This is a genomic window from Foliimonas ilicis, from assembly GCF_039939195.1.
In the GTDB taxonomy this organism is placed as follows: Bacteria; Pseudomonadota; Alphaproteobacteria; order Rhizobiales; family Rhizobiaceae; genus Foliimonas; species Foliimonas ilicis.
Map to the genome: position 1 here is coordinate 110,184 of NZ_JBDUUH010000006.1, position 23,378 is coordinate 133,561.

Genomic DNA, 23,378 nt, shown 5'->3' on the forward strand with positions numbered 1-23,378 from the left:
ACCTGTACGAACAAATGCCGACCCGCTTCAAACGAATCTTTGCGGTTCGCCCATGAAGGGGTTGTCCATGCGTTCTTTACTGCTTCAACTTAATCGTCGCGATACGCTGTCGTCAGATGAAGAGGCTTTGTTGCTGGGTTCATTTTCCGGCGAAAAGACCTTTAATGCCGGGTCCGACATTGTTGTTGACGGAAGTAGGCCTACCTATTGTCAATTGATCCTGGAAGGCATTGCCGGTCGTTTCAAAGTCCTGGAATCCGGTGCACGGCAGATCACAGCCCTTAGCCTGCCGGGTGATTTCGCCGACCTTCACGGATTTTTGCTGAAAACCATCCCTCACGGTCTCGTTGCAATGACAAACTGCCGTGTGGCTTACATGGATCATCAGACTGTCAGGAAGATAACGGAAACCGTTCCCCATCTTGGCCGCATGCTTAGCTGGACACGGTCATTGATGCCTCGATCCACCGTGAGTGGATTCTCGCGATGGGCCGATTGTCGGCGGACGCCGGCTTGGCTCATCTCCTCTGCGAGATGTTTCTGCGACTTCAGATCGTTGGCAAAACCACGGAGCTCAGTTTCGATCTGCCACTCAGGCAGACGGAGCTTGCCGATATTCTTGGCATTTCTGTTGTCCATCTCAACCGATCGATGCAATCCCTGAGGCGCACCGGCTTGATCAGCGCGAAGAATGGAACGGTCATAATCCGTTCATGGGATCGACTCTCCACCCTGGCGGAGTTCGACCCTACTTATCTTTGTTTGCAAAACGAGCCGAGATAAGAAAAGGGGCTGGCTGGCGCTTTTTTTGCGGTTAGCGAGGATTTACAAGTCCTGCAATAGATTTGCCTTGAGGGCCGTAGTCCACGAGTACTCCTTCACAAAAGGAACGCACTTCATTCTTTGCGACCGCCTCAATAGCGTTTGCCCGATCGGCTCGAAGCCGTTTGCCTGTGTCACTGTCCGGGTCAATGCCCGTCTTCAATTGCAAAATGTCCCACACGAGATCAACGACGTTGTGGCGAATGCGGAAGTTACCTGCACAGTAGAATGCCGCGACCGCGAGCTTTCGCGAGGCTGTCGCTAATCGCGTCGGGATCACGGTCCATAAGCGACGTCGCATTGCTCGTCCCAAGGATCGCGCCGAAGGATGCGATCGCAACAAACATGCGTTTCATTGGGCGGCCCTCTTCGGATGCATCGAATGCCGGAAAACAATCTATCTGGCATTTTAATCAATGGGCGCCATTCGCGCCACGGGGTCGCTGGCTGAAGAGCGCTAAAAGGTCATAATTTGTACGCTGGATGACTTGGAGGTGCGCAAGCTGCGAATGGGTTCCAGAAAAAGGGGCAGCCTGTTCGACTGCCCCAACATAAATTCGATATTCGTTCAAGTTAGTGCTGATGTTCCGGCATTTCCGTGAGCTGATCCTTGGTCCATGTCGTCACGGCATGGACGTCGCCGTCTTCATCGCGCATGAAATCCAAGTCCGCGACAGGCACGGCGACCGGCTTCGCACCGATCCCGAGAAAGCCGCCGACATCAATGATGGCTTCCGCACTTGGTCCGCTGCCATGCAGATGAGAAACGGTTCCGACCTTTTCATCGTCGGCACCGTAAACGGTAGCATCGGTCAAAACATCTGCCGTTAACTCAGTCTGAGTAAGGCGAATGTGTTTCGAATGGTCCATGATCAATCCTCCTCTGTTGGAGCGGTGATAACAGTTCTCGGAATCAATCGTTCCATGAAGCTGTTAGGAGTGGCAGTTCCGTCAATAACCGCCTACGATCGGCAATATCTCGCCGGTGATATAGCTTGAGCAATGCGGTGAGGCGAGAAACACGTAGGCTGGCGCAATCTCCTCCGGCTGCGCGGGACGCTTCATAGGTGTGTCTGCACCGAATTTTGAGACATCGTCAGCCTCTTTGTCCGAAGGGTTCAGCGGCGTCCAGACCGGCCCGGGCGCAACCGCATTTACACGGATACCTTTTGAGACCAGATTGCCTGCCAAAGCGCGGGTAAAGGCATGAATGCCGCCTTTCGTCATGGAATAGTCGATGAGGTTCTTGCTGCCTGAAATGCCTGTAACCGACCCTGTGTTGACGATTGCCGATCCCGGTTTCATTTCGGCGACGGCTGCTTGTGCCATCTGGAAATAGCCATACAAGTTTGTCTTCAGCGTCGTATCGAAATGCTTGTCCGTCAGGTCTTCGAAGTCGGCGGAATGAATCTGGAACGCGGCATTGTTCACCAGCACATCAAGCCCACCGAGTTTCGTCACTGTCTGGGATACGGCTTTCCTGCAATAGGCACGGCTGCTCACGTCGCCGGGAAGCAGAATGCACTTTCTACCCTCTGCTTCGACCGCTGCCTTCGTCGTCTCGGCGTCCTTGTGTTCGGTAAGATAGGAGATAGCTACGTCAGCTCCTTCACGGGCAAACAGCACTGCGACCGCACGCCCGATTCCAGAATCTCCACCGGTGATCAGAGCGATCTTTCCGTCGAGCTTTTTGGAACCGATATAGAAAGGTGCATCGTAAAGCGGTTGAGGGTCGATCTTCCATTCTTCACCAGGTTTGGAATGGTGCTGTTTGGGGAAGGGCGGGACGGGATATTTTCGCGCCCCGGCCTGCATCGCAGCTTTCGGCTTCACGCGTGGCTTGGCGCGATCGTTCGCGTCCACCTTGGTTTGTATCTGCCGCTGCTTGCGCTTCTCGCTCGCCGCTGTTGAGGTTTCGCTTTGTTTGGCCATGGTCTTTGTCTCCCTTTGGAGAGACGGCAACGCATGAAGCGGCTAGAAAGTTGAGCCTGCAATGCATTTCATGTTCGAGGCGTCCGCTTTCCGGTCGGGTACAAGCGCGCGTCGATCCGGCGTCATCAGACCTTGGACAAAAAATGCAGTTGCTGTTTCACTTTGTGACGCTCCGGTTTCATCTCAAATATCGATCAGACAATGCGCTGACGATTTCGTCGCCATATCGTAACTGAATTTCTGCCGCGCCAATGCCAACCAAGAGAGCAACTATCGCCAGTAACCCAAACGTTCGCCTGGTCATCTAAGCACTCCCGTGAGCAACAACAGCAGGTAGTCATTGTCCCTTCTTAACGAAGGAGACGTCAACCTGTCTTTTCTTCTCGACTTGCGCGCTTCAATCTGCCCTTGACCCTATTCCCTGGAGGAGCGAGCACGAAAATCTTGACTTCAAGGTAATCATCGCCTGAAGCCCAGAGATTATAGATTTCGCCGGCGATCGGTATGCCATTGGAAAGCAGATCGTCATGTACTGCTTTGGCGGTCTGCCGATCTAAATAGCCGATGTGCCACCTCCGGTTACCAACCACACCGTCAACAGCGATCGCGTAACGATCGTGTGCATTATTCGGATCCGGCCTAAACTTTATCCCGTAATGTCCGTTCGATCTCTCAGCGGCCTGAACAGCGTCAAAAAAGGCGAGGACATTCGTTCGCCGATGATTGATTCCTGCGACTTGTACGAGGTGTGTGGCCTGAACCCATTGTCCGAACGGTTGATGACGATCTGTGCCAAAGCGGCCACTAACCAATTGTCGTGGCCTCGTTCTAAACAGCCAGCTTAAAATCCCCATATCCGCTCCACCCCTTCTATAAATTTGCAGAGGTCGATGACTCGGTCAATCAGTGACACCCTTTGGAAATCAAGCACCGTCTAAAATGTTTATGCTTCGTGCTCGAGATGTCACATAAGTTGCTGGTCAGAAACCGACTCGTTCTACCCAATGGTCGCTCCCGACGCCATTCCGATCATCAAGTGCTTCGCCGCCTAGTACCGGCCCCATCGCGGCTCGCGCTCGACGTGAGTTGCGCGGTCGCCGGCGGCCTGCTGGAACTGGCCTTTCCCGTCGCCATCACCCTTTTGCTCGACCGGCTGCTGCCGCCCGGCGATCTCGGCTTGCGGGCCGAGCTTCATCCCCAAGCCTAATAAGCGGTGGAATGTTCGCCAATTGAAAGTGACACTTTTTGTTGAGGCCCCTGCCAAGTGAGTTCGCAAAACTGCAGAAACCGCCGTCCAAGCACGACGGAAAATGGCATCGCCTTCGCTACGAAGTCATCCGCGATGACCCACATGTTAATAATACGGCCTTCTTCTTTAACAAAAACACTTCCCTGATAAGCTTTTGCGCCTTGTTGGTTGTTGACGTTCATCTTCTCACCTCCGACCGCCACAGGGCATCGGTACTTTTCAATCAAACGTTTATCGACATAAATATGATCCGCCCCCGTATCTATGAGGGCCCAACATGTATCAAAATTAATGGCGTTCGGTTGTCCTGAGTACACCTTCTCATCAAAGAAAAATCCGATGCTAACGCACGGGTGAGAGCGCACAAATTCGAATGGCAGTGCTTTCTCTGCATCAATGGCAGTCGTCGCAGATTCCAGATGAATTACAGGTAGATTTACCACTGAGCGCCGCTCCATTAAGCCCGCGGCATCGAAGCATCAGGCTGGGCGCGTGTCGAGTCAGACACACCGGTATCGCTTCGTCACGAAGTCAGCGCGATAAGGAAAATCGCCGCTGCGACCGCCGCGCAATAGAACCGATCTGCTGATTTCTTGTCGTCGTTCATCGTCCCGCCTCCAACCACACACCTTAGTCACAGCTTCAGTCACCCGGCAACGGTGCGTGGCGCTGTGTGATGGTGGCGAAGGAGATTTAGCTGTCTGGGGGATAGGGCCGAGGGCTTGCAGCTTCTAGCGCATGAAGCCCCTTTGACGTGATGGAAACGCAGCACTCTCCCAGTTCGTCAGGGTCGGAAAGCCGAACGTATCCCTTGGCGGCAAGCTCGTTGGCCTGCTTGTGATAATGCGGAAGTTTGGCTTTGTTCCTCAAGATTTTCTTCAAATAGAACAAATGCGTCCCTCGCAGCGGCGCCATAATATCCCCCTTGAATTCGTCCAAGCGAGCGAAGTCTAACCGCTTCTGCCTTTTGTGGCATCATTCATTTGAATGATCGGCTGGATTTGTACCCCCTCAAACACGGGGAATGCACGGAATCGGCCTTAAAAAAAGGAGCTGCGGGCCTTCGCAATTCCCGCAGCTCCCGCCACATTCAAGCGGCTACGCAACGCATCAGGTCGCGGGGGCATCAGAGGGCGGGTGCGCTGCTATCGCCTGAACACGCCAAACACTGATTTGTTCCCGCCCTTCGTCTAGAACGGGTGCGGGAAATATATCCAGGCACCCAAGACCGCCAGCACGAACAAAACCAACATTGCGGCCATTCCAGCGTAAAGTCGTTTGTCACCCATAAGCGCGCTCCCTCTGCGCACCTTAACCCACATCCTGAAACCTTCAATCACCCGGCAACGGGCCGGAGCAGAAGCGCTATGAAGGCCGGAAGGACCCTGGCAATACCCAGAAGGGCGTCGGGTCCAAGTTCCGTGGCTACGGGCCGATGCAGGTCACAGGGCGCGCTAACGTCACGGCCTTTTACAACTGGTGTAAATCCGAAGGGCTGAACCCGCCTGACTTCATCGCCAAACCCGAGGTGATCGTATCTGAGAAATGGGCTGACCTGTCTGCGATCTAGTACTGGCAGAAGCGCAATCCGACCGGAAAGAGCCTGAACGTCCTTGTCCATCGGAACGTCATCGAAACGATTACGCGCCGTATCAATGGCGGTCTGAACGGCTTTGCCGACCCCCTCAACTACTACGACCGGCACGAGTGCGTACAACTCGTTTCTGGTCCATGGCCGGGCTGGCACTGGAGACGTGCCGGCAGTTCCACTTGCGCAATGGGATCCGCTAGGTACAGAAGTTTCCCACATCTCGTTGCAGGGAACCGTTCCCATTCCACCGCAGTTGAAGCAAGTATTCTGCTGCCGGGTGGAGGCACGTCCACTACCGCTACAGCACATGCAGGCGATGTTGGTAAAGCTGCCCGTTCCGGTTCCGCCACACGAATAGCACGCCGAATAATCGCCATATGTCCAACCATAGCCTGAACAAACGCTGCACATCGCCATCGCGCTACCCCACAGCACTGAAGCATGTCACACGACCCGACATCCACATAGTCAATCAAAAGGTGTATCGTTTGCGGTGTCCGGCGTATAAGAAGCCGAGTAAAGGCCAGCACCTATCTACTGCCGCCACTCGTCACAGTATTATCTTTGATTAAATTTAGAGGGGCTTTGCTTTCTGTGCGTTTTCGAGCAAAACGTCTGTAAGATTTTACTCGAAAACACACCGTCGCTGCCGAAGACTACATGAGCGAAGCGTTGACCCAGAGATGGGTGAGAATGCTTGCCACATAGCCAAGTGCAATCGCCCAGACCCATCGAAGATGATTCATGAACGTATAGTGGTTGCGTACGAGACCCATCAGTACCACCCCAGCCGCCGTGCCGATGGAAACCAAGCTGCCGCCGACACCAGTGCTGAGCGTGACGAGCATCCATTGACCGCTCGACATATCAGGATTCATGGTCAGTACCGCAAACATCAGCGGAATGTTATCGAACGCCGCACCAAGCACGCCGATGGCAATATTCGCGAATGTCGGCCCGAGGTCGCCATACAGATAGTTTGACACAAGTGCTAGGTAGCCCGCGACGCCAAGTCCACCGACGGCAAAGATGATCCCGAAGAAAAACAGTAGCGTGTCCCACTCGACGTGCCGCATGGCCCGAAAGGAGTCAAAGCCAATCGTGTCGTCGTGACGCCGCCGACCGATCGATTGCAGAATGTAGGCATACATCTGCAGGTACCCGAGACCCAGCATCATCCCGAGCGCGGGCGGTAATCCGACGATGCTCTTGAACGAGACAGCAGTCGCGATGGTGGCAAGGAATAGCACGACGATCACTGCTCCTCCCGGCTTGAGTCGCGTTATCTGAGTTACCGGATCTGGCGCTCCCTTGGGCACGCTGAAATGCATAAAGACCGCCGGCACGAGGAAGTTCACAAACGCTGGTAGGAAGAGATTAAAAAACTCCAGAAACTGAAGTTTGCCCTTCTGCCATACCATCAGCGAGGTGATGTCGCCGAACGGCGAGAAAACGCCTCCGGCATTTGCCGCCACGACTATAATGATACAGCCCAACACGATAAACTGGTTATTGCCCACGCCGACAGTTACCACCACCGCGCCCATGACCAGCGCCGTGGTGAGATTGTCGATGATGGGGCCAAAGACAAATGCAAGCCCACCAACCAGCCAGAAAAGCTGACGGTAGGTGAGGTTTCTGCTGACAAGCCGTGACCTCAACGCGTCGAACACGCGCCGCTCCCTCATCGCGTTCACATAGGTGATCGCCACGATGAGGAACAGCATCAGCTCGCCATAATCGAGGATCACATGTTTGGCAGCGGCTTCGAGCGCCGCACTCTCGCCGCGAGCGGCATAGACAACACCGAGAAGCGCCCAGATGAGGCCCGCCGCCAACATCACGGGTTTCGACTTTCGCATGTGGATAGCGTTCTCGACCGCAACAAATCCATAGGCAACGAAGAAAATAAGAAGTGCCAGATAGCCGACAGGATGCTGCGTCAGATCGATGTGCGAAACGCCCTCCTGGGCATGAGCCGGGGCGATAAACGGCGGGATCAGTGCGAGCGCGGCCATGAGCCATAGCTGGCTGCCAATGCGCGTCATCCTCCCCCCTTTCAATGTGACATAAGTCCGGCTTCATCATCGGCGGACTCCGCGCCGCTACGCAAGAGCCGTAGAAGGAAAGTATCACTTTACCACAAGTGGTCGTCTCGCAGGTTACCGTCGTAAAGGCAGAGGCGCCCGAATGAAGTGCTGCCGCAAGCCCGCGTTTTGCCACGATAAAATCCACATAGCGCTGCACCCAACGATCGAGCGCCTCACATCAAGGTGAACGCCGCGTGCCCCGGATTTACATCCACGGCGCTCAACAACTTCAACGGCACCCGCAGCGTCGAAGAAGGCGCGCGTGAGCCGGTGCGGCTCGCCCTGATTGGCGATGACGGTCCTACATGCACGTTTTCCGACGAAAACGGCCCCGTTCCGTGGTGATCATCCCAACCGCCGCGACGGCAATGAGGTGGCGAGGGCATGGTAGCGGTGACAAAGCCATTCACAACCACTGTTGTCGGCTCGCCGGACTATTTCGCGGACTGCGGCTTTTTGGGGCGACCGCAGTATCAGTTTTCGCGGGCGTTCTGGCAAGCTGCTTCATGTTTCCGCACGCCCAACACGTTCGAAAAGCTCGACCACGCTCCATGGCGCGGCATCACCAAAAAAACCGGGCAAGGTTCTGCGCGGACACTTCGGCGATCTCACCGCTGCGAGGAAACAGGTCGCCTTCATAACCCGCGAGCGCAGCCTCGATGTCGCTCGGATGGCGGAGGATCGCCTTGACAAGCTCAGCGCCATAGAATTGGTGCAGGGATCAAATTTCAACGTTTCGCATCTATGCGGCCGAGATCGAAAATAGCTTGATTGGTCCAGCATGCCGCATAAGCAACGCCTCCCGTCGACACCGTATCACCAAGATGAAATTCAAAGTGAGGAACTGGCAGGAGTACGAGGCCGGTCTTCGTCGCCGTGGCAGCATGATCTTTTGAGTAACGCCGGAAGCGCTTGCCCCACGACGCAAGACGAGAGGAGGCCAGCCGCGTTACTCTGATCTGGCGATCGAAACTACGCTGATGCTGGGCATGGTATTCGGATTGCGGTTGCGCCAGAGTGAAGGGGCCATTTTACTGCCGATGGCGCGTATGATAGCACCCCAACCTATTACGCTGTCCTGGTCACAGCCCAGGCGCAAAGGTCGTCATTCCACCACGCTCGAACGCAATTAAACAACCCAACGCCCGAGCGTCCTACCAGAGAGACGACCACATCGCCTCCGTGCAGATAGATGGCCGGCTGAAATGGCAGGCATCTACCGGCTATGGCAAACGAGCTTTGGTTGAAACCGCGATGGGTCGATACAAAGGCGTCATTGGACCGAGTTTGCGCGCTCGGTCATTCCTTGCTCAACAGACAGAGGCTGCGATCGACGTCGCCATCCTTAACCGAATACTTGCCTGCGGACGCCCGAAATCCGTTCGTTGCCAAGCCTCGACGGGAGCAACCAAATAAGCGGTCGATCAAAGACCGAATCCCGCACATTTGCTGATCCTCGCACCAACGCCGATCGGGAGAACACGAAGGGCAGAATCGGGAGGATGCAGGGACTGACGATGGTCAGCCCTTCCGCAAGGTAGGATACTATGAACAGGGTCATTGCTGATCTCTCGGGTTAGGTGAGCTTCAGCCATCCTTCTGACAGGGCGAAGTATCCTGGATATTTTTTTAAGTGGAAGAATTGTATCGCAGTATAGCGAATGTACCTTTGCGCGACAAACGCCAAGGTACAGCAGCGGCCCATATGTGCCGCCGCCCCCATTCAGCGGATTGAACCTGTCAGCCGGCATTCCAGAAAGCATCCTCGGCCGCCGGGTCGTCGGAGAATAGCCAGACTTCTTGGATCTTGCCGTTTTCGATCCGCAGAACGTCGATGCCCGCCATCGACATGGACTTGCTGTCGGTATTGCCCGAGAACTGCAGCGTCACCGCTATTTGGTCGCCGTTGGCCAGAATGTTACCAATGCTGTCAAACTTGAACGTGCCCTGGCTGCGCTCCATGAACTTGCCGATCAGCCCGAACACCTCATCCCGGCTGTTGTACGTGCCGGAAAGATCGCTTGAACTTGGCTGATGCCAGACCAGCGTGTCGCTCAACAGCTCTGGAAGCTTCGCCAGATCGCCATTGGCAACAGCGTCGAAGTAGTCGCGGACGATCTTGATGTTTTCGCTACTCATTCGGTGGTCTTCTCATATTTTATGGTTTCGATTTGGTAGGTTGGGGTGGCTATAGTACCAAAGGTGCGAAACCGCATACAAGACGGCACCAATTGGTGCCATAGGGGCCTGAAGGTGACGAATGCCAATCCGCCGCTTACTCCTTGGAACGTCTTCAAGGCGACCTGCCCGACACGGCAGGTACTCAACTGCATCTCCGACAAATGGGCTGTGCTCGTCATCGGGTGCCTGCTCGAACGTGACAGGCGAACCGGCGAGCTGCGGCGCAAAATCGAGGGCATCTCGCAAAAGATGCTGACGCAAACCCTGCGCGCGCTCGAGCGTGACGGCCTGGTGCATCGGCAGGTGTTTCCGAGCGTGCCGCCAAGGGTCGACTATTCCTTGACCCCGCTCGGTCGATCGCTCGGCGGGCTCGTCGACCAACTGCGCCAGTGGTCTGAACAGCATATCGAGCAAGTGCTCCATTCCCAGGAACAATACGATGCCGGCGACCGGACGCCGAGTAAGCCGTGAGGCCGCCCGGCTGAGCCGGACGAGCCCTGCTGCATCGCCTCGATGATCTTCGCAATTGCAATGTCGCGGGTAATGGGAAACTGAACCCGGTCCACGCCATAAGATCGAGGTCGGCGTAGAGGGCTCCCGAACCAAGCCGCTACCGCCATGACTCATCCCGCTCGCCAGCAGAGCGGCAACAGCCAGAGCCGAGCATGGTTCGACTGGCGACCGCCGACAGCAATGATCGTGTCAGCCCCTTTGTGTATGGTTCCGCCCAAAAGGAATTCAAGCTTGCGCAGTTTTCCGCCGTCGCCTCCTAGTCCCATTGCGTCATCACGTCTGACGTAGAGACATACCCCATGAGTCGGCTCGATGAAGCCTTCGGCCGACAGAGTGTCCCGCTGTCCCATCTGATAATCGAGGTCAGCGAGAACGTTTGCGCTGGACATCGGGATCCGACCGTCGCCCGCCAGATCAGGCGCTTCGCGACAAGGGTGTCCGAGTGGCTCTTGACAATTTTGGGACAGGCAGCGCTTCACTGACCCATTTGCTTGATGTTCCAGTCGACACGATCAAGATCGACCACACGATCATATCGCGGCTGCGACAACGATCCGAGTTCGGCGATAACGCGGGGAATCATCGACATCGCTCTCAATCTTGGCATGACGCTGGTTGCGGAGGGGTCGAGACCGAAGTTCAGGCTGGCCAGCTCCTCGCAATGGGCTGCAGGCTGGGACAGGGAAAACTCTACTCCAGCAGTGGATCTCCGCACCGCTGCCCACCTTCTTCAGAGCCATGCGCATAGAATACCGAGGACGACACCGATACGAGCTGCCGCCAATGTCCTCGCCGCGCCAGAACTTTTCCCGCTCGCGCCCCACGCCACGAAAGCGGCAGGTTGAGCGATCCACCACGTCCTGGCGTCTTGAGGCGAGGCAAGTACCGGCACAGTTCGCAGCCTGTCAGGCAGAAACGGACCTCCGCCATCTGGTCCTCTCACTGTCTCCGAGCGAGATGACGAGAAGGGCCGCGGTGAGGGCCAGCGCCACCGATCCCAGCCAAAGGATACGGTAGTCTCCGCTCCCGTCGAATATGGCGCCGCCTGCCCATGCGCCCGCCGCACCTCCAAGCGCGTGGCCTGCCGCGAGAACGCCCATGGACAGGCCGAGCAGCTTGATGCCGAGGCGACTGGCCAGGTAGCTCGCAGTTACGGGGACGGTCGAATAATCGAAAAGTCCGAACAGGATCGCGAAGACGATCAGCAGTGGATAGCTGTCCGCAACGAACAGGAGCAGGATGAAGGCGCCGGCTCTTGCCGTGTAGATGAAGGTTAGCAAAAGGGGGCGATGGACACGGTCAGACAGCCATCCCGCGCCAATCATGCCAACGAGATTCAGGGCAGCCAGCACGCCGTAGGCGGTTGCGCTCGGTACAGGCCCAAAGCCGCAGAGCGCTGCATAGGGCATCAAATGGGTTTCAATGACACCGCTCGTGGTGAACCCACAGATCGTGTAGCTCCAGAAGACGGCATGGAATGCGGGGCTGCGTCCCAGCGCCCTCAAATCACTTCCGACGGTGCTGGGCGCAGACGTTTGACGGTAAGACGCCGGCCTGCCGACTTCCGACGAAGCCGCCGGCAGGCGCAAGGCGAACCAGGTCACCGGGATGACCGTGAAGCAGGCGGCGGCCAGCAGCATGAAGGCAAAGCGCCATTCGCCGCTTTGCATCAGATATGCGAGCAGCGGCATCAGGAGCAACTGGCCGGCGGTTGAGCCGGCGGTGCCGATTCCGACGGCCAGACCCCGGTTTTCCACGGCGCGCTGGGCGATGGCGGCCGCGACCACATGCTGCGCGATTGCACCGAACCCGATTGCGCCTATTCCGGCAAAGCCCAACGGAAGCAGCCAGGACGTCATCTGCGGCTGTGCCGACGCAACCATTGCCACCCCGGCGCCGATCGCAGCCATTCCAAAGATCAGGAGCGCTCGAGGGCCACGCCGGTCAACTAGCCCCCCCGCGAAGGGCGCGATGACCGCCATGACGATCAGCGCGATGGCGGCAATGCCGGAGATGTATCCACGCGACCAGCCAAATTCTGCCTGCCAGACGGGCATGGCGAGCGAAAGGGAGCCGCGGATCGTGAAGGCGAGCGCGAGGGTCATGAATCCGAGGGCGACGATGCCCCAGACTCCATTGCCAGCACCGGGCTTGATGAGGGGGCGTGCGGTCATCGATCTAGCCTTCCTGGTACCGGTGGACGGCGCCGGGAGTCGCCGGCGGGCCTGTAAGAGCCGACGTTCAGATGGATTCTATGGCGCGGGCGAGGTCGGCAAACGACGTTTCGACACGCTTGAAATAGGTGAATTTCCCGATCCGCAGCGGCCTCAAGAAGCCGGCCTGGGTCAGGATCTTCAGGTGAACAGATGCTGTCGCTGGAGACACGCGGAGCTTTTCGGCAATATACAGGCCGCAAACACCCTCATTCTCGTCGATTGGATATTGTGGGCTAAAATTGCCCAACGGGTCCTTCAGCCACTCCAGGATCTGGAGCCGCTTATCATTGGACAGGGCGTTTGCCTTGACGACGACTTCGTTCATGATTAATCGATTAGTGGAAAGACGAATTGTTGTCAATCTCAGGCCTGTAGGTGCAGACCGATCGTGCCCGAAATCCTTTTACGGCGGTGTCCCATGTCATCCGCGTCGAGCATCAATCCGCCACCAAACGGCGCCCCGCACCTACCGCTGGAGATAGGCCCGGGCATTTTCCGCCTTGGCGAGCCGGACGCACCGACCGAGGTGAGTTGCCTGGTGGGCACCTGCAGCTTCGCCTCACCTGACAGGGACCTGCTTATCTCGCTCCTGCCGGCGGTCATCCATGTGCGCGCACACGGACGCCTGACTACGCTTGTTCAGATGATTCAGGAGGAGACGCAGAGCGATCGTGCGGCGCGCGACAGGGTGCTGGGGCGGCTTTGGCGCGGCGTGTTGGCTACGGGTCGCCCGGCGCATTCAGCACGGCTTTCTCGAAGCATGTCGGAACACCACCTGGCGCTTTCGCCGCCAGACGCCGGGCCGAGTAAATCGAACCGCGGCCAGTCCCGAGCCGATAACCGAAATGGCGCCTATCGCTCGACCGCTTCGCCGGTTGCCTTCACGGACTTGCGTGTCCGCAACGGGGTGGAAAAGAGACCGTCAGGTTCTGGACTACCGCTATGAATAGGTGCCATTTTTAATGCCGTTGTTTGGCAAAGGCTGACGAGCGTTTAGAATGAGGGCTATGGCACTCAAGGCATTGATCCGCATCTATCGAAAACACTGACCTGTCTTTCATGTCGCGGCCGTCGCTCTTGTCGGCGCTTCGCTCTTGGTGTCTATCCAGCCGTCCTCGAATTCGCGGCCGACCGAAGAACAAGAACGGCGCGAGATGGCAATGCTCGATTTCGCTCTTGCGCCAGAGCCGCTTCGCGACATGGCGCTGCGCATAGCCGCCGGCGACGCACCGGAGGTGGATGCTTTGCGAGCGCTTGGTCCGGAGATCGACCGGTCCCATCCCAACCGGCCTCGCATCGGCGAGACTCTCCTGACGGCGGCACTTCGCAAGCGCCATGGCAGAAAGGCACGGTCGAGAACACCAACAAGCGCGTCCGGCGTTACCTGCCACCGGAGACAGTCGTACTGGATGTGACCAATCAGGAGATCCGTACCCTGTGTGACCGGCTCAACGACACGCCGCGCAAGTGCCTTGGGTTCCAGACGCCAAAGGAGATGTTCAGCCAGCACCTATTGGCTATGGAAAGGCAAAACATGTAGATTTTCGGCCGGCGTTGCATTCAAGCTGGAACCAGCACAACCACACAACTTAGTCCTCCCAGCTCCATTCACCCGGCAACTGTACGTGATAATAAATTATCGGCAACCTTTTAAGGGATTGCCGACTGTGAGCGAAGATCATGCTTTCGCCCCCAGATCGGGAGGGAGCCATGGCGGTTCAATATCTTTTTTCGCAGATAGGAATAAGCCAAGAGTGGATGCGATTAAATCCGCAATTAATCTGAGCTCACGGCCGGACGAGAATGACGAGCAACGCGTGAAGCACGCGACAGATATTGTCGATCTGTCTGTAGCGAGCAAGGAAGAGCATAACCGGCTGGTCGCGGCACTCGCAACGGGCAGAGAGCAAGCGCTACAGAGAATCTCCCGTCGCTCAGATTACGAAATCTGCAAGCGAAACGTAAATCTGATCTCTTGGTCGCTCGATACGACAGTTAATTTACCTCCATGAGCGCGTTGAGCGAATATTTCAACACACTCTTTAGAGATTTCCAATTAGCTAAAATATTCGTTTCGGATTCGCTCACCGCGCAACTTGGGCAGCTGCCTCTCCCTACACAAATTTCAAACGGTCTGATACGAGGAGTCTGAGACATTCGCCACGTGCCGCACTCTCCGTCATGGGGCCTCGCCCTTAAAACGAACTCCGCGACCTCCGGTCGATTCTTGGCCGTCCAGCAAATCAACCCCTGCGTCGGAAAACGCCTTGTGAATCTTCTCCAGTGTGTTGGGTCGCCCTCGAACAATCTTCTCATTCCACGCCTCAAAGTTTCTGATGGTGTAGATGTCGAGGTTTGCCGCAGTTGCTAGTTCCCACTGATTTAGACCGGCCAAAGCGCGGGCTGCTTTTATCTGATTTCCTGTAATGGACATAGATTGTCCCTCGAACAGAACCATCCGCACACGCGGCCGTTTTCACTCACGCTTCCTCATCCGAAAGGGGATGGCGGACTTTTTGCGTATGCGAAACAAAATAGCATAAAAACCCGGCGGTTGCCCGACGGGTTTTCTTAAATCAACCTGTCGATTGATTAGAATGAACACGGGAGGCAAAGAACGCCACCGAACTGGCTTTCGTCTTTACCAACTGGTGTCAGATCGCTGCTGTTCCCGTAGATAAGTTCTGGCGTGATCTTTAAGCCAGGTACCAGCTCGTAAGCAACATTGGCCGAAGCAGCCCAGATGTCGCCTTAGCCTTTTCGTCGATCTGGTACGACGCACCAGCCCCTGCGATCACCGTGTTGGGCGTATCGCGGCCCACCCGGCGATCAGGCTTTGTCGCAAACTTGCCGCTTTGACCACCAAGTTGATCGGATCCGGTATTCAGGCAGCGAGGATTCCAAACTGCTCGGCGAGCGATGGTGCCGGATTGTAGACGTACCACGCTTGTCGTTTGCGCATCGTGTGAACCATTTCGTCCCACTCAGGATCGTCGCGGCGTTGGCAGTTGATTTGACCCCAGCATGGAACGTACACGGTGCTCGATGCGGCTGTTCAGATATTGGCTTTGCCGGATGCGGATTGGCTTCAGTGATCGTCGTGATCGATTTCGCAGGTGGATTTCGCTATCACAGGCAATGATCGCCTCTGACTGGTTTGGCTACCGTCGATGACGAGGTGCTCCGGTCGGCTATGGCGCGAGAACGCCTCCCGGATAAAAAGCGCTTGGCAGCCAATAGATCGCGATGTTCGCTGAAGAAGAACTTGACCGTATCGCCCAAGCTGCGGGATCGACTGGTCAAGGCTGCGGCTTCGTGGCATCGATAGGATCGAGGCGGCCAACGCTTATGCATCAGAATTCATTGCAGATTTCAATTCCCGTTGTAAAAAACCGCCACGCAATCCGAAAGATATGCACCGCGCATTCGCCGATCATGAGAACCTTTACGGCGCCATGTGCGGAAGGAAGTCGCAGGCCCTGACGCTGCGCTACGACAAGGTGCTGTTCATTCTTAATCCCACGGAAGTCGTTGAGAACAAGCGTTTGGACTACGTGCTGTCGATCGTCGCTGAACAGCAGCTTAACAAGAGCGGCCGTCGCCGCACTGGGTAGCCGGATCATATGTTTGGGATACCGGATTGCAGCGAGAGCAATGGTTATCAGAAGCGCGGTCGCAAACCCGGTCGGCGGACGGATTTCATGAACGATCCGGAAGCCATTGCCAAAAGGCAGAAGGCACTGGCGCGCATGGAGGCAGCGGAATGTTTGGTGCGGACATACTTTCAAAGCTAAGGCCGAAAGGTGCCCCTCACACGCCTGCGCTCCTCCCTCTTAAGCCGGCCCGAACGACTCCTGTTCTAACCCCACAATGACAATTTGCTTGCCTCCTATGCTGTCAGCACAAATCCCGAATGGGCCCGTGAGCGCAAGCCTTCGTCGCTTGGCTCGATGCCGTTTGGGTTTACGCCTACGCCGAACTCGACAGGTGCTTCCTGGTGAACGGGAGCAGCCTTCCGGTGAGGAATCACAGGTGAGTTGCGGGAATTCGAGTGGCTCAATTGAGGCTGGATTTCCCTAACTGATGATTATCACCAGGATTGCTGCCCCTAAAACGGTACCAAACACTACGAGTGCAAAAATGCGTGCTTGTGGCGTCATGGGTCAGTCAAGATCGCTTCGTACAGCACCGCGCCGGTTGCAAAGAGAACCAGTGTGGCAGTGACGACGATGTAGATTTGACCATACGTCATGCGGTTGAAGTATCGCAGATGTTCAGCGTTTTCAATTAAAGAGAGTGCCTGCACTGTTCACAAAAGAGGGAACCGCGGGCAAGGGGACATTCCAGTGACCCAGTCGCTGGGAAACGACGACGCTGCGCTGTTGTTTGTGGGAGCGTCGCCCGTGCTGCGGTCTAATGCAACACGCGAATTTCTAAGTAGTTCCAATTACCGAGCAATGAAACTGATCAGTAGTTGCCTATGGGCTGGGAACAGCCTCTTCGAGCGCCGTCAATACCTTGGGCGTTACTCATGGAGCCGATGCAGGACGCTGCCGGAGATGCTTCGCTTCGATTAAAACCACGGGAAGCGAGGGGGCACACCCGTGGTTCCGTTGCTCGGCAGCAACTTCGCAGCGAGACGGGTTCTGGGGCGTCGCACACGCTGCGATCCACATGAACAGTAAAACCGCAAATTTGTTCCAATGAAAGCTTACGAAGCTATAAGTGGTCTGGGAGTGAATTCATGCCTTCAACCGCTCTGACACCTTTGCTGGTGATCGAGACCAGGCAGTCGCCGAGTTCATCTGGATCGGAGATCCGAACGTAGCCCTTTTTGGCGAGGTCCTGAACAGGCCGATGATATTGTGGCAGTTTTTGTTCTGCCTGTTTAATCTTAAGCAAATAGAACAAATGCGTCCGTCGCAGCGGAGCCATGATATCCCCCAATAAGCAGCCCAAGCGACCCGCATTCTAAAGCGTTTAACCTGCCGCGTAATCATTCATTTGAATGATCCGGCTGTATTTTACGCCTGTCTAAAATAGATGCAACCCAATCATTCCACCTTCAATCATCCGCCATCGCGGGATAGAACCAGGCATGTTCGACGCGAAATGAGTCGCGGCTATCCGATCGAGCGGCCAAGCACGGAATTGAGCCGGAAGCTCCGCTCGCGGTTGCTGAGATCGAGAGCGGCGGTAACGCTTTTGCCGTAGCCGAGAGCAAGCAGGACCGCTTAGGCGGAGGCTTGATCTTCTTTCCGGCTATCAACCCAAGCGGTTCTTTCGACGATCCATCTCGACAGGGCTGCAATATCGCCGGGGCGTTGGCTGGCAGATCCAATTGACGTCGAAGTGCAATTTTGTTCCCAAAGTCGAACTGCAGCAGCGTGGACGACCGCTTTCGTGGAGTGAAAAATGCCATCCTGTTGTTCAGGCGCGGGCCAGGGATGGCTTTGCAGGCATCACAGTCGCGAAACACTTGAGAAGGCAGACGCACATTTATCGGTTTTTGTTTGGAATCGACGTTTACATTTACTCAGCGTAAGTTCCGGCCAAATTGAGAGTGCATATTAGCAAATCGTGGTATGAGTATTTTTCCCTAAATGGCTCAGATTTGGCACAATCTTGCTTGATTGAAAGCATACGCGTTTAAGCCTGCAGCCGGCTAGGCTGTTGGAACCGACAAGAGAACTACCGTGGAAAACAAAAAGAAGCCCGACCCGACCGACATCCATGTAGGAAGTCGTATCCGGCTTCGGCGAAACATGATGGGTATGAGCCAGGAAAAACTTGGCGAACACCTCGGCATCACTTTTCAGCAGATCCAGAAATACGAGAAGGGCACGAATCGCGTCGGCGCAAGCCGATTGCAGGCCATATCTTCGATTCTCGAAGCACCAGTCTCGTTCTTTTTCGAGGATGGGCCGGGCCAGGATGGCCAGCCGGCCCGTGGTCTTTCGGAGGATGGCTCCGGCAATTACGTCGTCGATTTCATGAGCAGCACCGAAGGGCTTCAGCTCAATCGGGCATTCGTGAAGATATCGGACCCGAAAGTACGCAAAAAGATCCTGGACCTCGTCAAAACGCTTGGCGACGAGACCGAGGATTAGATTTCCATCTGCCGATACGCACTCATCGTACGACAGGCGCGCCTTGACGGGAGACGAGGCGATGCTCATCGTCGTTCCTTTAAACAGGCAGGGTGACCCAGAAAACCTCTCAATCAGAGCCTTGGTGCACGGATCATTTATTGGCAATGGTTTAGTCGAGCGGCGATTGAAATAGCCGGTTCGTCATCTACATGCCCTGCAAACATAATGCCTCCCGCCGCCATCGCTTCGGCAAGATAAAGTTCCAGGTAACGAACCGGCGGGAATATGAGGCAGGCCTTCGCCAACGAGGAAGCCTGACGCTCTGGCTCACGCCGGAAGCCTTGGCGTTTTGGCGAGCACCGAAGCGGACGACCCGCGGCGGCCAGCCGCGCTACTCCGATGTGGCGATTGAAACTGCTCTGACGCTGGGTCTGGTGTTCGGCCTGCGGCTGCGTCAGACGGAGGGTTTACTGGCATCGGTGCTGCAGTTGATGGGACTGGATCTCGCCGTCCCCGATCATACGGCGCAGAGCCGTCGGGCAAGTGTCTCGCGATTGCCTGACAGACGCCAAGGTCGCCGGTTTCCAGGGGACCCGTACATGTCCTCATCGACAGCACCGGGCTCGAAATCTATGGTGCCGGGTAATGGATGGAAGAGAAGCACGGCGCCAGATCGCGGCGAAGCTGGCGAAAGCTGCATCTGGCGCTGGATGCCGACAGCGGTGAATCATTGCTCACGTCATGACCGATCAGGACACTGGAGATCCTCGCAGGTGGAGCCGCTGCTCGACCAGATCGATGTGCCGATCGGCCAGTCCACAGCGGATGGCGCCTATGACGTCGAGCCAACCCACAAGGTCGCCACCAGCCATAGCGGCAGCGCAACAATCGTCATACCGCCGCGTGCAAACGCAATCGAGCGGGCAGGTACTGGACCTCCCCGCCAGCGGGACGGACATATCGCGGAGATCAACACAGACGGCCGGATGAAATGGCAGGCTGCGACCAGCTACGGCAAGCGCTCGCTCGTTGAGATCGCAATCGGCCGCTACAAGTCCATCATCGGTCACCGACTGCGGGCAAAATCGTTCCGGAGCCAGCAGACGGAAGTCGCCATTGGTTGTGCCGTCCTCAATGGCATGTTGGCATGCGCGCACCCGAAGTCTGTCCGCTACAAGGCAGCCACAGGATAGCCAACGGCATCAAAGATTGAAATCCGTCCGCACCCCGATCAATGCACCAAGACCGTTCAGAGATGCTTTGAAAAATGACTTCACCTTACAAACCTCATATCCTAACCGTCGCTTGCCTTCCGAGCGGTCGTCTAAATCCTCACAGGACAGACTGTTATGGCTAATTTGATCAAAGCTGCTGTCGTCCAGGCCACTTCTGTCTTGTTCAACACACCGAAAACCATGTTGTGATGATGCTCTACAGTTTCGACGCAAGCTAAGTTGGCCTGCAACTACAAGTCTCGTGCCGCTGATCACCGGTTAACGGGAACGAGTGGCTGTACGTCTCTGCTGCTTCCGGTCGTCCGGTGACGGGCCCCTTGATGCCAGATTAGGCCTCACCCGGGCCATCGTCCGTCGGTGTCACGAGCTTGACCCGGCTGTATGGCGGGGGCAGTCCGCGTTCACGGATTGCAGCATCGACAGCGACGAGCATCACGTCCCGGCAATCGACATTATCCACGAAGCTCGGCACCCAGTAGCGGACGGCGTATCTCACCCCTTCGGTATCGTAGGAGAGGGCGCGCACATCGGGCTTCGGCGATTTCATGATGATTACGTTCGACACGGCCGCCGCCTCCAGCAACTCCTTGCCCTGGCTGACCGGAATGTCGTGACCGAGGACAATCTCCAGGCTGGCGCGATAATGCCTTCGCGGTGCGCTGTAGTTGGTCATCCTCTGGCGTGAAATCTCGCTGTTGGGCAGGATCATGTAGGTATCGTTGAGTGTCAGCAGCCGCGTGGTCCGCCACCCGATTTCGATAACGCGGCCGCGGATGGCTCCGTCGATCTCGATCCAGTCGCCGATCCTGAAGGGCGCTTCCAGGCCAAGTGCAATACCTGAAAGGACGTCCGCGAGCACATTGCGGATAGCGAATCCGATAACGGCGATGATCAAACCCGAGCTCGCCAGTGCCCCGCCCGCCGACTGGCCCAGCAGCATTGCCACGGTCGCAACCGTCGCGGCCAGAAACAGTGCGGCGCCGACGAGCTCTCCGAGCAGCTTCGGCACCTTGCGGCGGCCGTTTCCGGTTCTCTGCAGAGCTGCGCCGATCATCCGTGCAAGCAGCCAGGCACTGGAATACCAGACGGCCGCCGTGCTTAGCTGCCGAACAGCGTTCCGGTCTGCTTCCGGTGCGAAGTGCTGAAAGGCCGTTTCGTGGAAGACATAGGCCGCCACGGAAAAGCCGAAGAGAAGGGCCGGCCAGAAGAAGCGAAGGATTGATGTTCGATCTGTCAACTGTATTCTCCTGTAAACTCCGGTCTCCAACACGAAGGCCGCATTGCCGGCAGGCACGGCAAGCCTGCTTTTCCTTTGCAAGCGTGCGACAAAAGGGGGACGGGCTACCTGCGCGCTTCTATCGATCGTTCGGAAGAGAATCCGCCGTCCCGGGCGCTCAGCCCGGCATCTCCATTGCGGACACTGCTTCAGCCGAGTGCTGGTTCGTATCGGCTTGCGCCCTGAAGAGGATCAATCTGCGGATGAGATCGGGGTCAGCCGACTTGCGAACCAGCCGAAGCGTCGCGGGATCCCGGAGGATGCGACTGACCGAGGACGACATCTCGACAAACTTCCGGGCCTGGCCTTCCGGCCAGATCAGCGCGAGCACCACGTCCACGTCCTCGCCGTCGGGCGCGTCGAAATCGACCGGACTCGACAGGCCGATGAGGGCACATGCAGGGCGACGGCAATGCGGCGTCATCGCATGCGGCATCGCGACTCCCTGCCCGAGAGCGGTGGAGCCCAGCTTCTCCCGATCGGCTAGGGCGGACCTGGCCTGCTCGTAGCTCATACGAGCTTTCTCCGCGAGCCGATCGGCCGCGAGCGCGATGACGGCGTCCTTGTGCGGCAACACGGCGCCAAGGGAAATATCTGCCTCGAGAAAGAGCTTCAGACTATCCACTTTCACCTCCATGAGAGCTTGCAGTAGACTGCAATCCAAACCACAACCACGCGGTGCGGCGAGCCGGTGGCCCATCACACCGCACCGGCGACTACTTCTTCCTGCTCGGCATTACGGGCTTGGCGCTCAAGGAAGAGATCGAAGTTGCCTCGACTTGCCTTTCCTTGATCTTCTTCGGCTTGCGAGCTTCACGGTTGCCATTTTTTTTGGCCATGTCAGGCGCTCCTGACTGTCCTTCAACATTAGCAATCGCCGTACGGAAGCGTCCGGGCGATCGACGTATCGGGAAAGTTGACAAGATGGAGGGGAGCGTTCCCTGGCCCGGTTCCGCAAACGCGGAAGCCCGAGCCAGGGCTAGCGGCCAATGAGCGGGCGTAGCCTGGTCTGATTGCAGATGGAATGCGGACGCGTGTTCATGACGTGTATATCGGCCGCCGCGCCATAAAAGTCAAATAACTGAAAAAAAAGAAAAAATCGGCCTCAGCGAACCACCACCACCCTTGAATCGCCGCTTTCAATGGCTAGATTGGGAGCATGTGCATGGAAGCGTTCATCAGGACGTCGAGGCTGGCCGGGGAAGCACGTTCTTCATCCCGGAGCGGCACGCCATCGACCTTTGAACGCCGCACATAACCCTCGCTCCGGGACCTGCCTCGACAATGCGGTTCATTTGGCGACGCGGGAGCGTCGCCTCTGATGGAGCGTATTCGTGAGACATGCTCATCCTCCGCAATTCTGTGTCCCGTGCAATCGCCGCCTGCCGCGCGCCCCTGGACGGTGTCCGTGGTGCAAATCGCCTGGCATCGCTTTTGCTGAGAACCACTGGTCGCCACGCACCAGTGGTTCTCATCTTCCGCGAACTCTAACTCTCATCCAGGGAGAACATGCATGAGCGTCGTTCCAACACAAGGAGTCGATAAGTGCACCGACGAGGTCATGCAGCAGTACGGCGTGCTACCGTGGCGAATTGACCGCGGCGGCGCCATGCAGGTCCTTCTCATTACGTCGAGGCGGCGCGGGCGCTGGATCGTGCCCAGGGGCTGGCTGGCCGAGGGCCGGCCGCCATATCAGTCGGCCGCGCTGGAGGCGTTCGAGGAGGCGGGCGTGATCGGTGACATCCTTTTAAATCCGACGGCCTGTTATCACTACCTGAAGGCGGGCAAGGACGGCTCGCTTCGGCGCTGCCGCGTGACCTTGTTCAGCCTGCAGGTGCGCGGAACGCTGACCAACTGGCCGGAGCGCGGACAGCGCAAGCGGCGCTGGTTCGCACTCCGCGAGGCAGCCCGGATGGTCGACGATGCCGAGCTTGCGCAGGTCATACGGGAGCTCGTGCCAAGCCGCGGATGCTGACGCAGATTGTCCGGGGTCCGGCTATGGCGCCGGATGCCGCCGCGACAACCAGATGATTGCAGGAACGGGAAATGCTCTCCTCCACCTTTGTCGCGTTGCGCACGCAAGGAATCGACACCGATCAGCTACGGAATGGCGTTGGTGCACGGATCATTCAACGGTTGAACTGTAAGCAGTTGATACCGTAATCACTGTGATCCTAGACC

The 23,378-nt window shown here is 56.9% G+C and carries 21 protein-coding genes and 7 pseudogenes; 12 read left to right on the forward strand and 16 right to left on the reverse strand.

Features of this window, described 5'->3' with window-relative positions; all coding sequences use genetic code 11:
* Window positions 1–67 precede the first annotated feature (67 nt).
* Window positions 68–783 (forward strand): annotated as a pseudogene (locus ABFT80_RS14630) (Crp/Fnr family transcriptional regulator).
* Between the two features lie 251 nt (window positions 784–1,034).
* Here ABFT80_RS14630 and ABFT80_RS14635 read toward each other — a convergent pair.
* The 4 genes from ABFT80_RS14635 to ABFT80_RS14650 all read right to left on the reverse strand — a co-directional run bounded on the left by ABFT80_RS14635 (window position 1,035) and on the right by ABFT80_RS14650 (window position 3,608).
* Window positions 1,035–1,178 carry a hypothetical protein gene (locus ABFT80_RS14635; RefSeq protein WP_347972669.1) on the reverse strand — a complete coding sequence of 48 codons (144 nt, stop codon included), beginning with the start codon at window positions 1,176–1,178 and terminating at the stop codon, window positions 1,035–1,037.
* Window positions 1,179–1,395: 217 nt separating this feature from the next.
* Window positions 1,396–1,692 (reverse strand): PRC-barrel domain-containing protein, encoded by a 297-nt coding sequence (locus tag ABFT80_RS14640; protein ID WP_347972670.1) that lies wholly within the window; start codon window positions 1,690–1,692, stop codon window positions 1,396–1,398.
* Between the two features lie 81 nt (window positions 1,693–1,773).
* Window positions 1,774–2,754, reverse strand: a complete 981-nt coding sequence (locus ABFT80_RS14645; RefSeq protein ID WP_347972671.1) for an SDR family oxidoreductase — start codon at window positions 2,752–2,754, stop codon at window positions 1,774–1,776.
* A gap of 365 nt (window positions 2,755–3,119) precedes the next feature.
* Window positions 3,120–3,608, reverse strand: a complete 489-nt coding sequence (locus ABFT80_RS14650; protein ID WP_347972672.1) for an HIRAN domain-containing protein — start codon at window positions 3,606–3,608, stop codon at window positions 3,120–3,122.
* Between the two features lie 107 nt (window positions 3,609–3,715).
* On the opposite strand from ABFT80_RS14650, the gene ABFT80_RS14655 reads away from it, so the two are divergent.
* Window positions 3,716–3,961, forward strand: a complete 246-nt coding sequence (locus tag ABFT80_RS14655) for a hypothetical protein (protein WP_455189951.1) — start codon at window positions 3,716–3,718, stop codon at window positions 3,959–3,961.
* Here ABFT80_RS14655 and ABFT80_RS14660 read toward each other — a convergent pair.
* From ABFT80_RS14660 to ABFT80_RS14670, 3 genes and pseudogenes are all read right to left on the reverse strand, one after another.
* Complete coding sequence (locus ABFT80_RS14660) at window positions 3,958–4,446, reverse strand: retropepsin-like aspartic protease (RefSeq protein ID WP_347972673.1); 489 nt, start codon at window positions 4,444–4,446, stop codon at window positions 3,958–3,960. The genes ABFT80_RS14655 and ABFT80_RS14660 overlap by 4 nt on opposite strands.
* 1,804 nt (window positions 4,447–6,250) lie before the next feature.
* Window positions 6,251–7,642, reverse strand: a complete 1,392-nt coding sequence (gene nhaD / locus ABFT80_RS14665; protein WP_347972674.1) for a sodium:proton antiporter NhaD — start codon at window positions 7,640–7,642, stop codon at window positions 6,251–6,253.
* Window positions 7,643–7,766: 124 nt separating this feature from the next.
* Window positions 7,767–7,859 (reverse strand): annotated as a pseudogene (locus tag ABFT80_RS14670) (TetR family transcriptional regulator); the annotation flags it as partial.
* A gap of 649 nt (window positions 7,860–8,508) precedes the next feature.
* Between ABFT80_RS14670 and ABFT80_RS14675 the strand changes: the two are divergent.
* A pseudogene (locus tag ABFT80_RS14675) lies at window positions 8,509–9,100 on the forward strand (transposase).
* 324 nt (window positions 9,101–9,424) lie between these two features.
* Here the strand turns inward: ABFT80_RS14675 and ABFT80_RS14680 are convergent.
* A complete protein-coding gene (locus ABFT80_RS14680; RefSeq protein WP_347972675.1) occupies window positions 9,425–9,823 on the reverse strand; it encodes a nuclear transport factor 2 family protein in 399 nt (132 codons plus the stop codon).
* Between the two features lie 114 nt (window positions 9,824–9,937).
* Between ABFT80_RS14680 and ABFT80_RS14685 the strand changes: the two genes are divergently transcribed.
* Window positions 9,938–10,336 (forward strand): winged helix-turn-helix transcriptional regulator, encoded by a 399-nt coding sequence (locus ABFT80_RS14685; protein WP_347972676.1) that lies wholly within the window; start codon window positions 9,938–9,940, stop codon window positions 10,334–10,336.
* Between the two features lie 484 nt (window positions 10,337–10,820).
* On the forward strand, window positions 10,821–11,126 hold the full coding sequence (locus ABFT80_RS28085) for an EAL domain-containing protein (protein WP_455189944.1): 306 nt from the start codon (window positions 10,821–10,823) through the stop codon (window positions 11,124–11,126).
* Window positions 11,127–11,283: 157 nt separating this feature from the next.
* Here the strand turns inward: ABFT80_RS28085 and ABFT80_RS14695 are convergent, their stop codons facing one another.
* Together ABFT80_RS14695 and ABFT80_RS14700 are read right to left on the reverse strand one after the other, a co-directional pair.
* Window positions 11,284–12,552 (reverse strand): MFS transporter, encoded by a 1,269-nt coding sequence (locus ABFT80_RS14695; RefSeq protein WP_347972678.1) that lies wholly within the window; start codon window positions 12,550–12,552, stop codon window positions 11,284–11,286.
* A 67-nt stretch (window positions 12,553–12,619) separates the two neighbouring features.
* Window positions 12,620–12,919 (reverse strand): ArsR/SmtB family transcription factor, encoded by a 300-nt coding sequence (locus ABFT80_RS14700; protein ID WP_347972679.1) that lies wholly within the window; start codon window positions 12,917–12,919, stop codon window positions 12,620–12,622.
* Window positions 12,920–13,012: 93 nt separating this feature from the next.
* Here ABFT80_RS14700 and ABFT80_RS28090 point away from each other — a divergent pair, with 93 nt between their 5' ends.
* The 3 genes and pseudogenes from ABFT80_RS28090 to ABFT80_RS14710 form a co-directional block, all read left to right on the forward strand.
* Window positions 13,013–13,540, forward strand: a complete 528-nt coding sequence (locus tag ABFT80_RS28090; protein WP_455189945.1) for a cupin domain-containing protein — start codon at window positions 13,013–13,015, stop codon at window positions 13,538–13,540.
* 214 nt (window positions 13,541–13,754) lie between these two features.
* Window positions 13,755–14,009 (forward strand): hypothetical protein, encoded by a 255-nt coding sequence (locus ABFT80_RS14705; protein WP_347972680.1) that lies wholly within the window; start codon window positions 13,755–13,757, stop codon window positions 14,007–14,009.
* Window positions 13,922–14,134 (forward strand): annotated as a pseudogene (locus tag ABFT80_RS14710) (transposase); the annotation flags it as partial. The gene ABFT80_RS14705 and the pseudogene ABFT80_RS14710, both read left to right, overlap by 88 nt.
* Before the next feature lie 639 nt (window positions 14,135–14,773).
* Here ABFT80_RS14710 and ABFT80_RS14715 read toward each other — a convergent pair.
* Entirely contained in the window at window positions 14,774–15,028 is a 255-nt protein-coding gene (locus ABFT80_RS14715) for a helix-turn-helix domain-containing protein (protein ID WP_347972681.1), read from the reverse strand.
* A 450-nt stretch (window positions 15,029–15,478) separates the two neighbouring features.
* Window positions 15,479–15,879: pseudogene (locus tag ABFT80_RS28095) on the reverse strand (DDE-type integrase/transposase/recombinase); the annotation flags it as partial.
* Here ABFT80_RS28095 and ABFT80_RS14720 point away from each other — a divergent pair.
* A pseudogene (locus ABFT80_RS14720) lies at window positions 15,878–16,388 on the forward strand (ISNCY family transposase); the annotation flags it as partial. The pseudogenes ABFT80_RS28095 and ABFT80_RS14720 overlap by 2 nt on opposite strands.
* A gap of 925 nt (window positions 16,389–17,313) precedes the next feature.
* Here ABFT80_RS14720 and ABFT80_RS14725 read toward each other — a convergent pair.
* Complete coding sequence (locus ABFT80_RS14725; protein ID WP_347972682.1) at window positions 17,314–17,529, reverse strand: hypothetical protein; 216 nt, start codon at window positions 17,527–17,529, stop codon at window positions 17,314–17,316.
* Window positions 17,530–18,290: 761 nt separating this feature from the next.
* On the opposite strand from ABFT80_RS14725, the gene ABFT80_RS14730 reads away from it, so the two are divergent.
* Window positions 18,291–18,704: a helix-turn-helix domain-containing protein gene (locus ABFT80_RS14730; protein ID WP_347972683.1), complete on the forward strand. Its 414-nt coding sequence runs from the start codon at window positions 18,291–18,293 to the stop codon at window positions 18,702–18,704.
* A gap of 191 nt (window positions 18,705–18,895) precedes the next feature.
* A pseudogene (locus ABFT80_RS14735) lies at window positions 18,896–19,879 on the forward strand (IS5 family transposase).
* 370 nt (window positions 19,880–20,249) lie between these two features.
* Here the strand turns inward: ABFT80_RS14735 and ABFT80_RS14740 are convergent.
* The 3 genes from ABFT80_RS14740 to ABFT80_RS14750 form a co-directional block, all read right to left on the reverse strand.
* Complete coding sequence (locus tag ABFT80_RS14740; RefSeq protein ID WP_347972684.1) at window positions 20,250–21,158, reverse strand: mechanosensitive ion channel family protein; 909 nt, start codon at window positions 21,156–21,158, stop codon at window positions 20,250–20,252.
* A 157-nt stretch (window positions 21,159–21,315) separates the two neighbouring features.
* A complete protein-coding gene (locus ABFT80_RS14745) occupies window positions 21,316–21,822 on the reverse strand; it encodes a PTS sugar transporter subunit IIA (protein ID WP_347972685.1) in 507 nt (168 codons plus the stop codon).
* Window positions 21,823–21,913: 91 nt separating this feature from the next.
* On the reverse strand, window positions 21,914–22,036 hold the full coding sequence (locus tag ABFT80_RS14750) for a hypothetical protein (protein ID WP_347972686.1): 123 nt from the start codon (window positions 22,034–22,036) through the stop codon (window positions 21,914–21,916).
* A gap of 674 nt (window positions 22,037–22,710) precedes the next feature.
* On the opposite strand from ABFT80_RS14750, the gene ABFT80_RS14755 reads away from it, so the two are divergent.
* Window positions 22,711–23,172, forward strand: coding sequence for an NUDIX hydrolase (locus tag ABFT80_RS14755; protein WP_347972687.1), 462 nt, complete (start codon window positions 22,711–22,713; stop codon window positions 23,170–23,172).
* The last annotated feature ends 206 nt before the right edge of the window (window positions 23,173–23,378 follow it).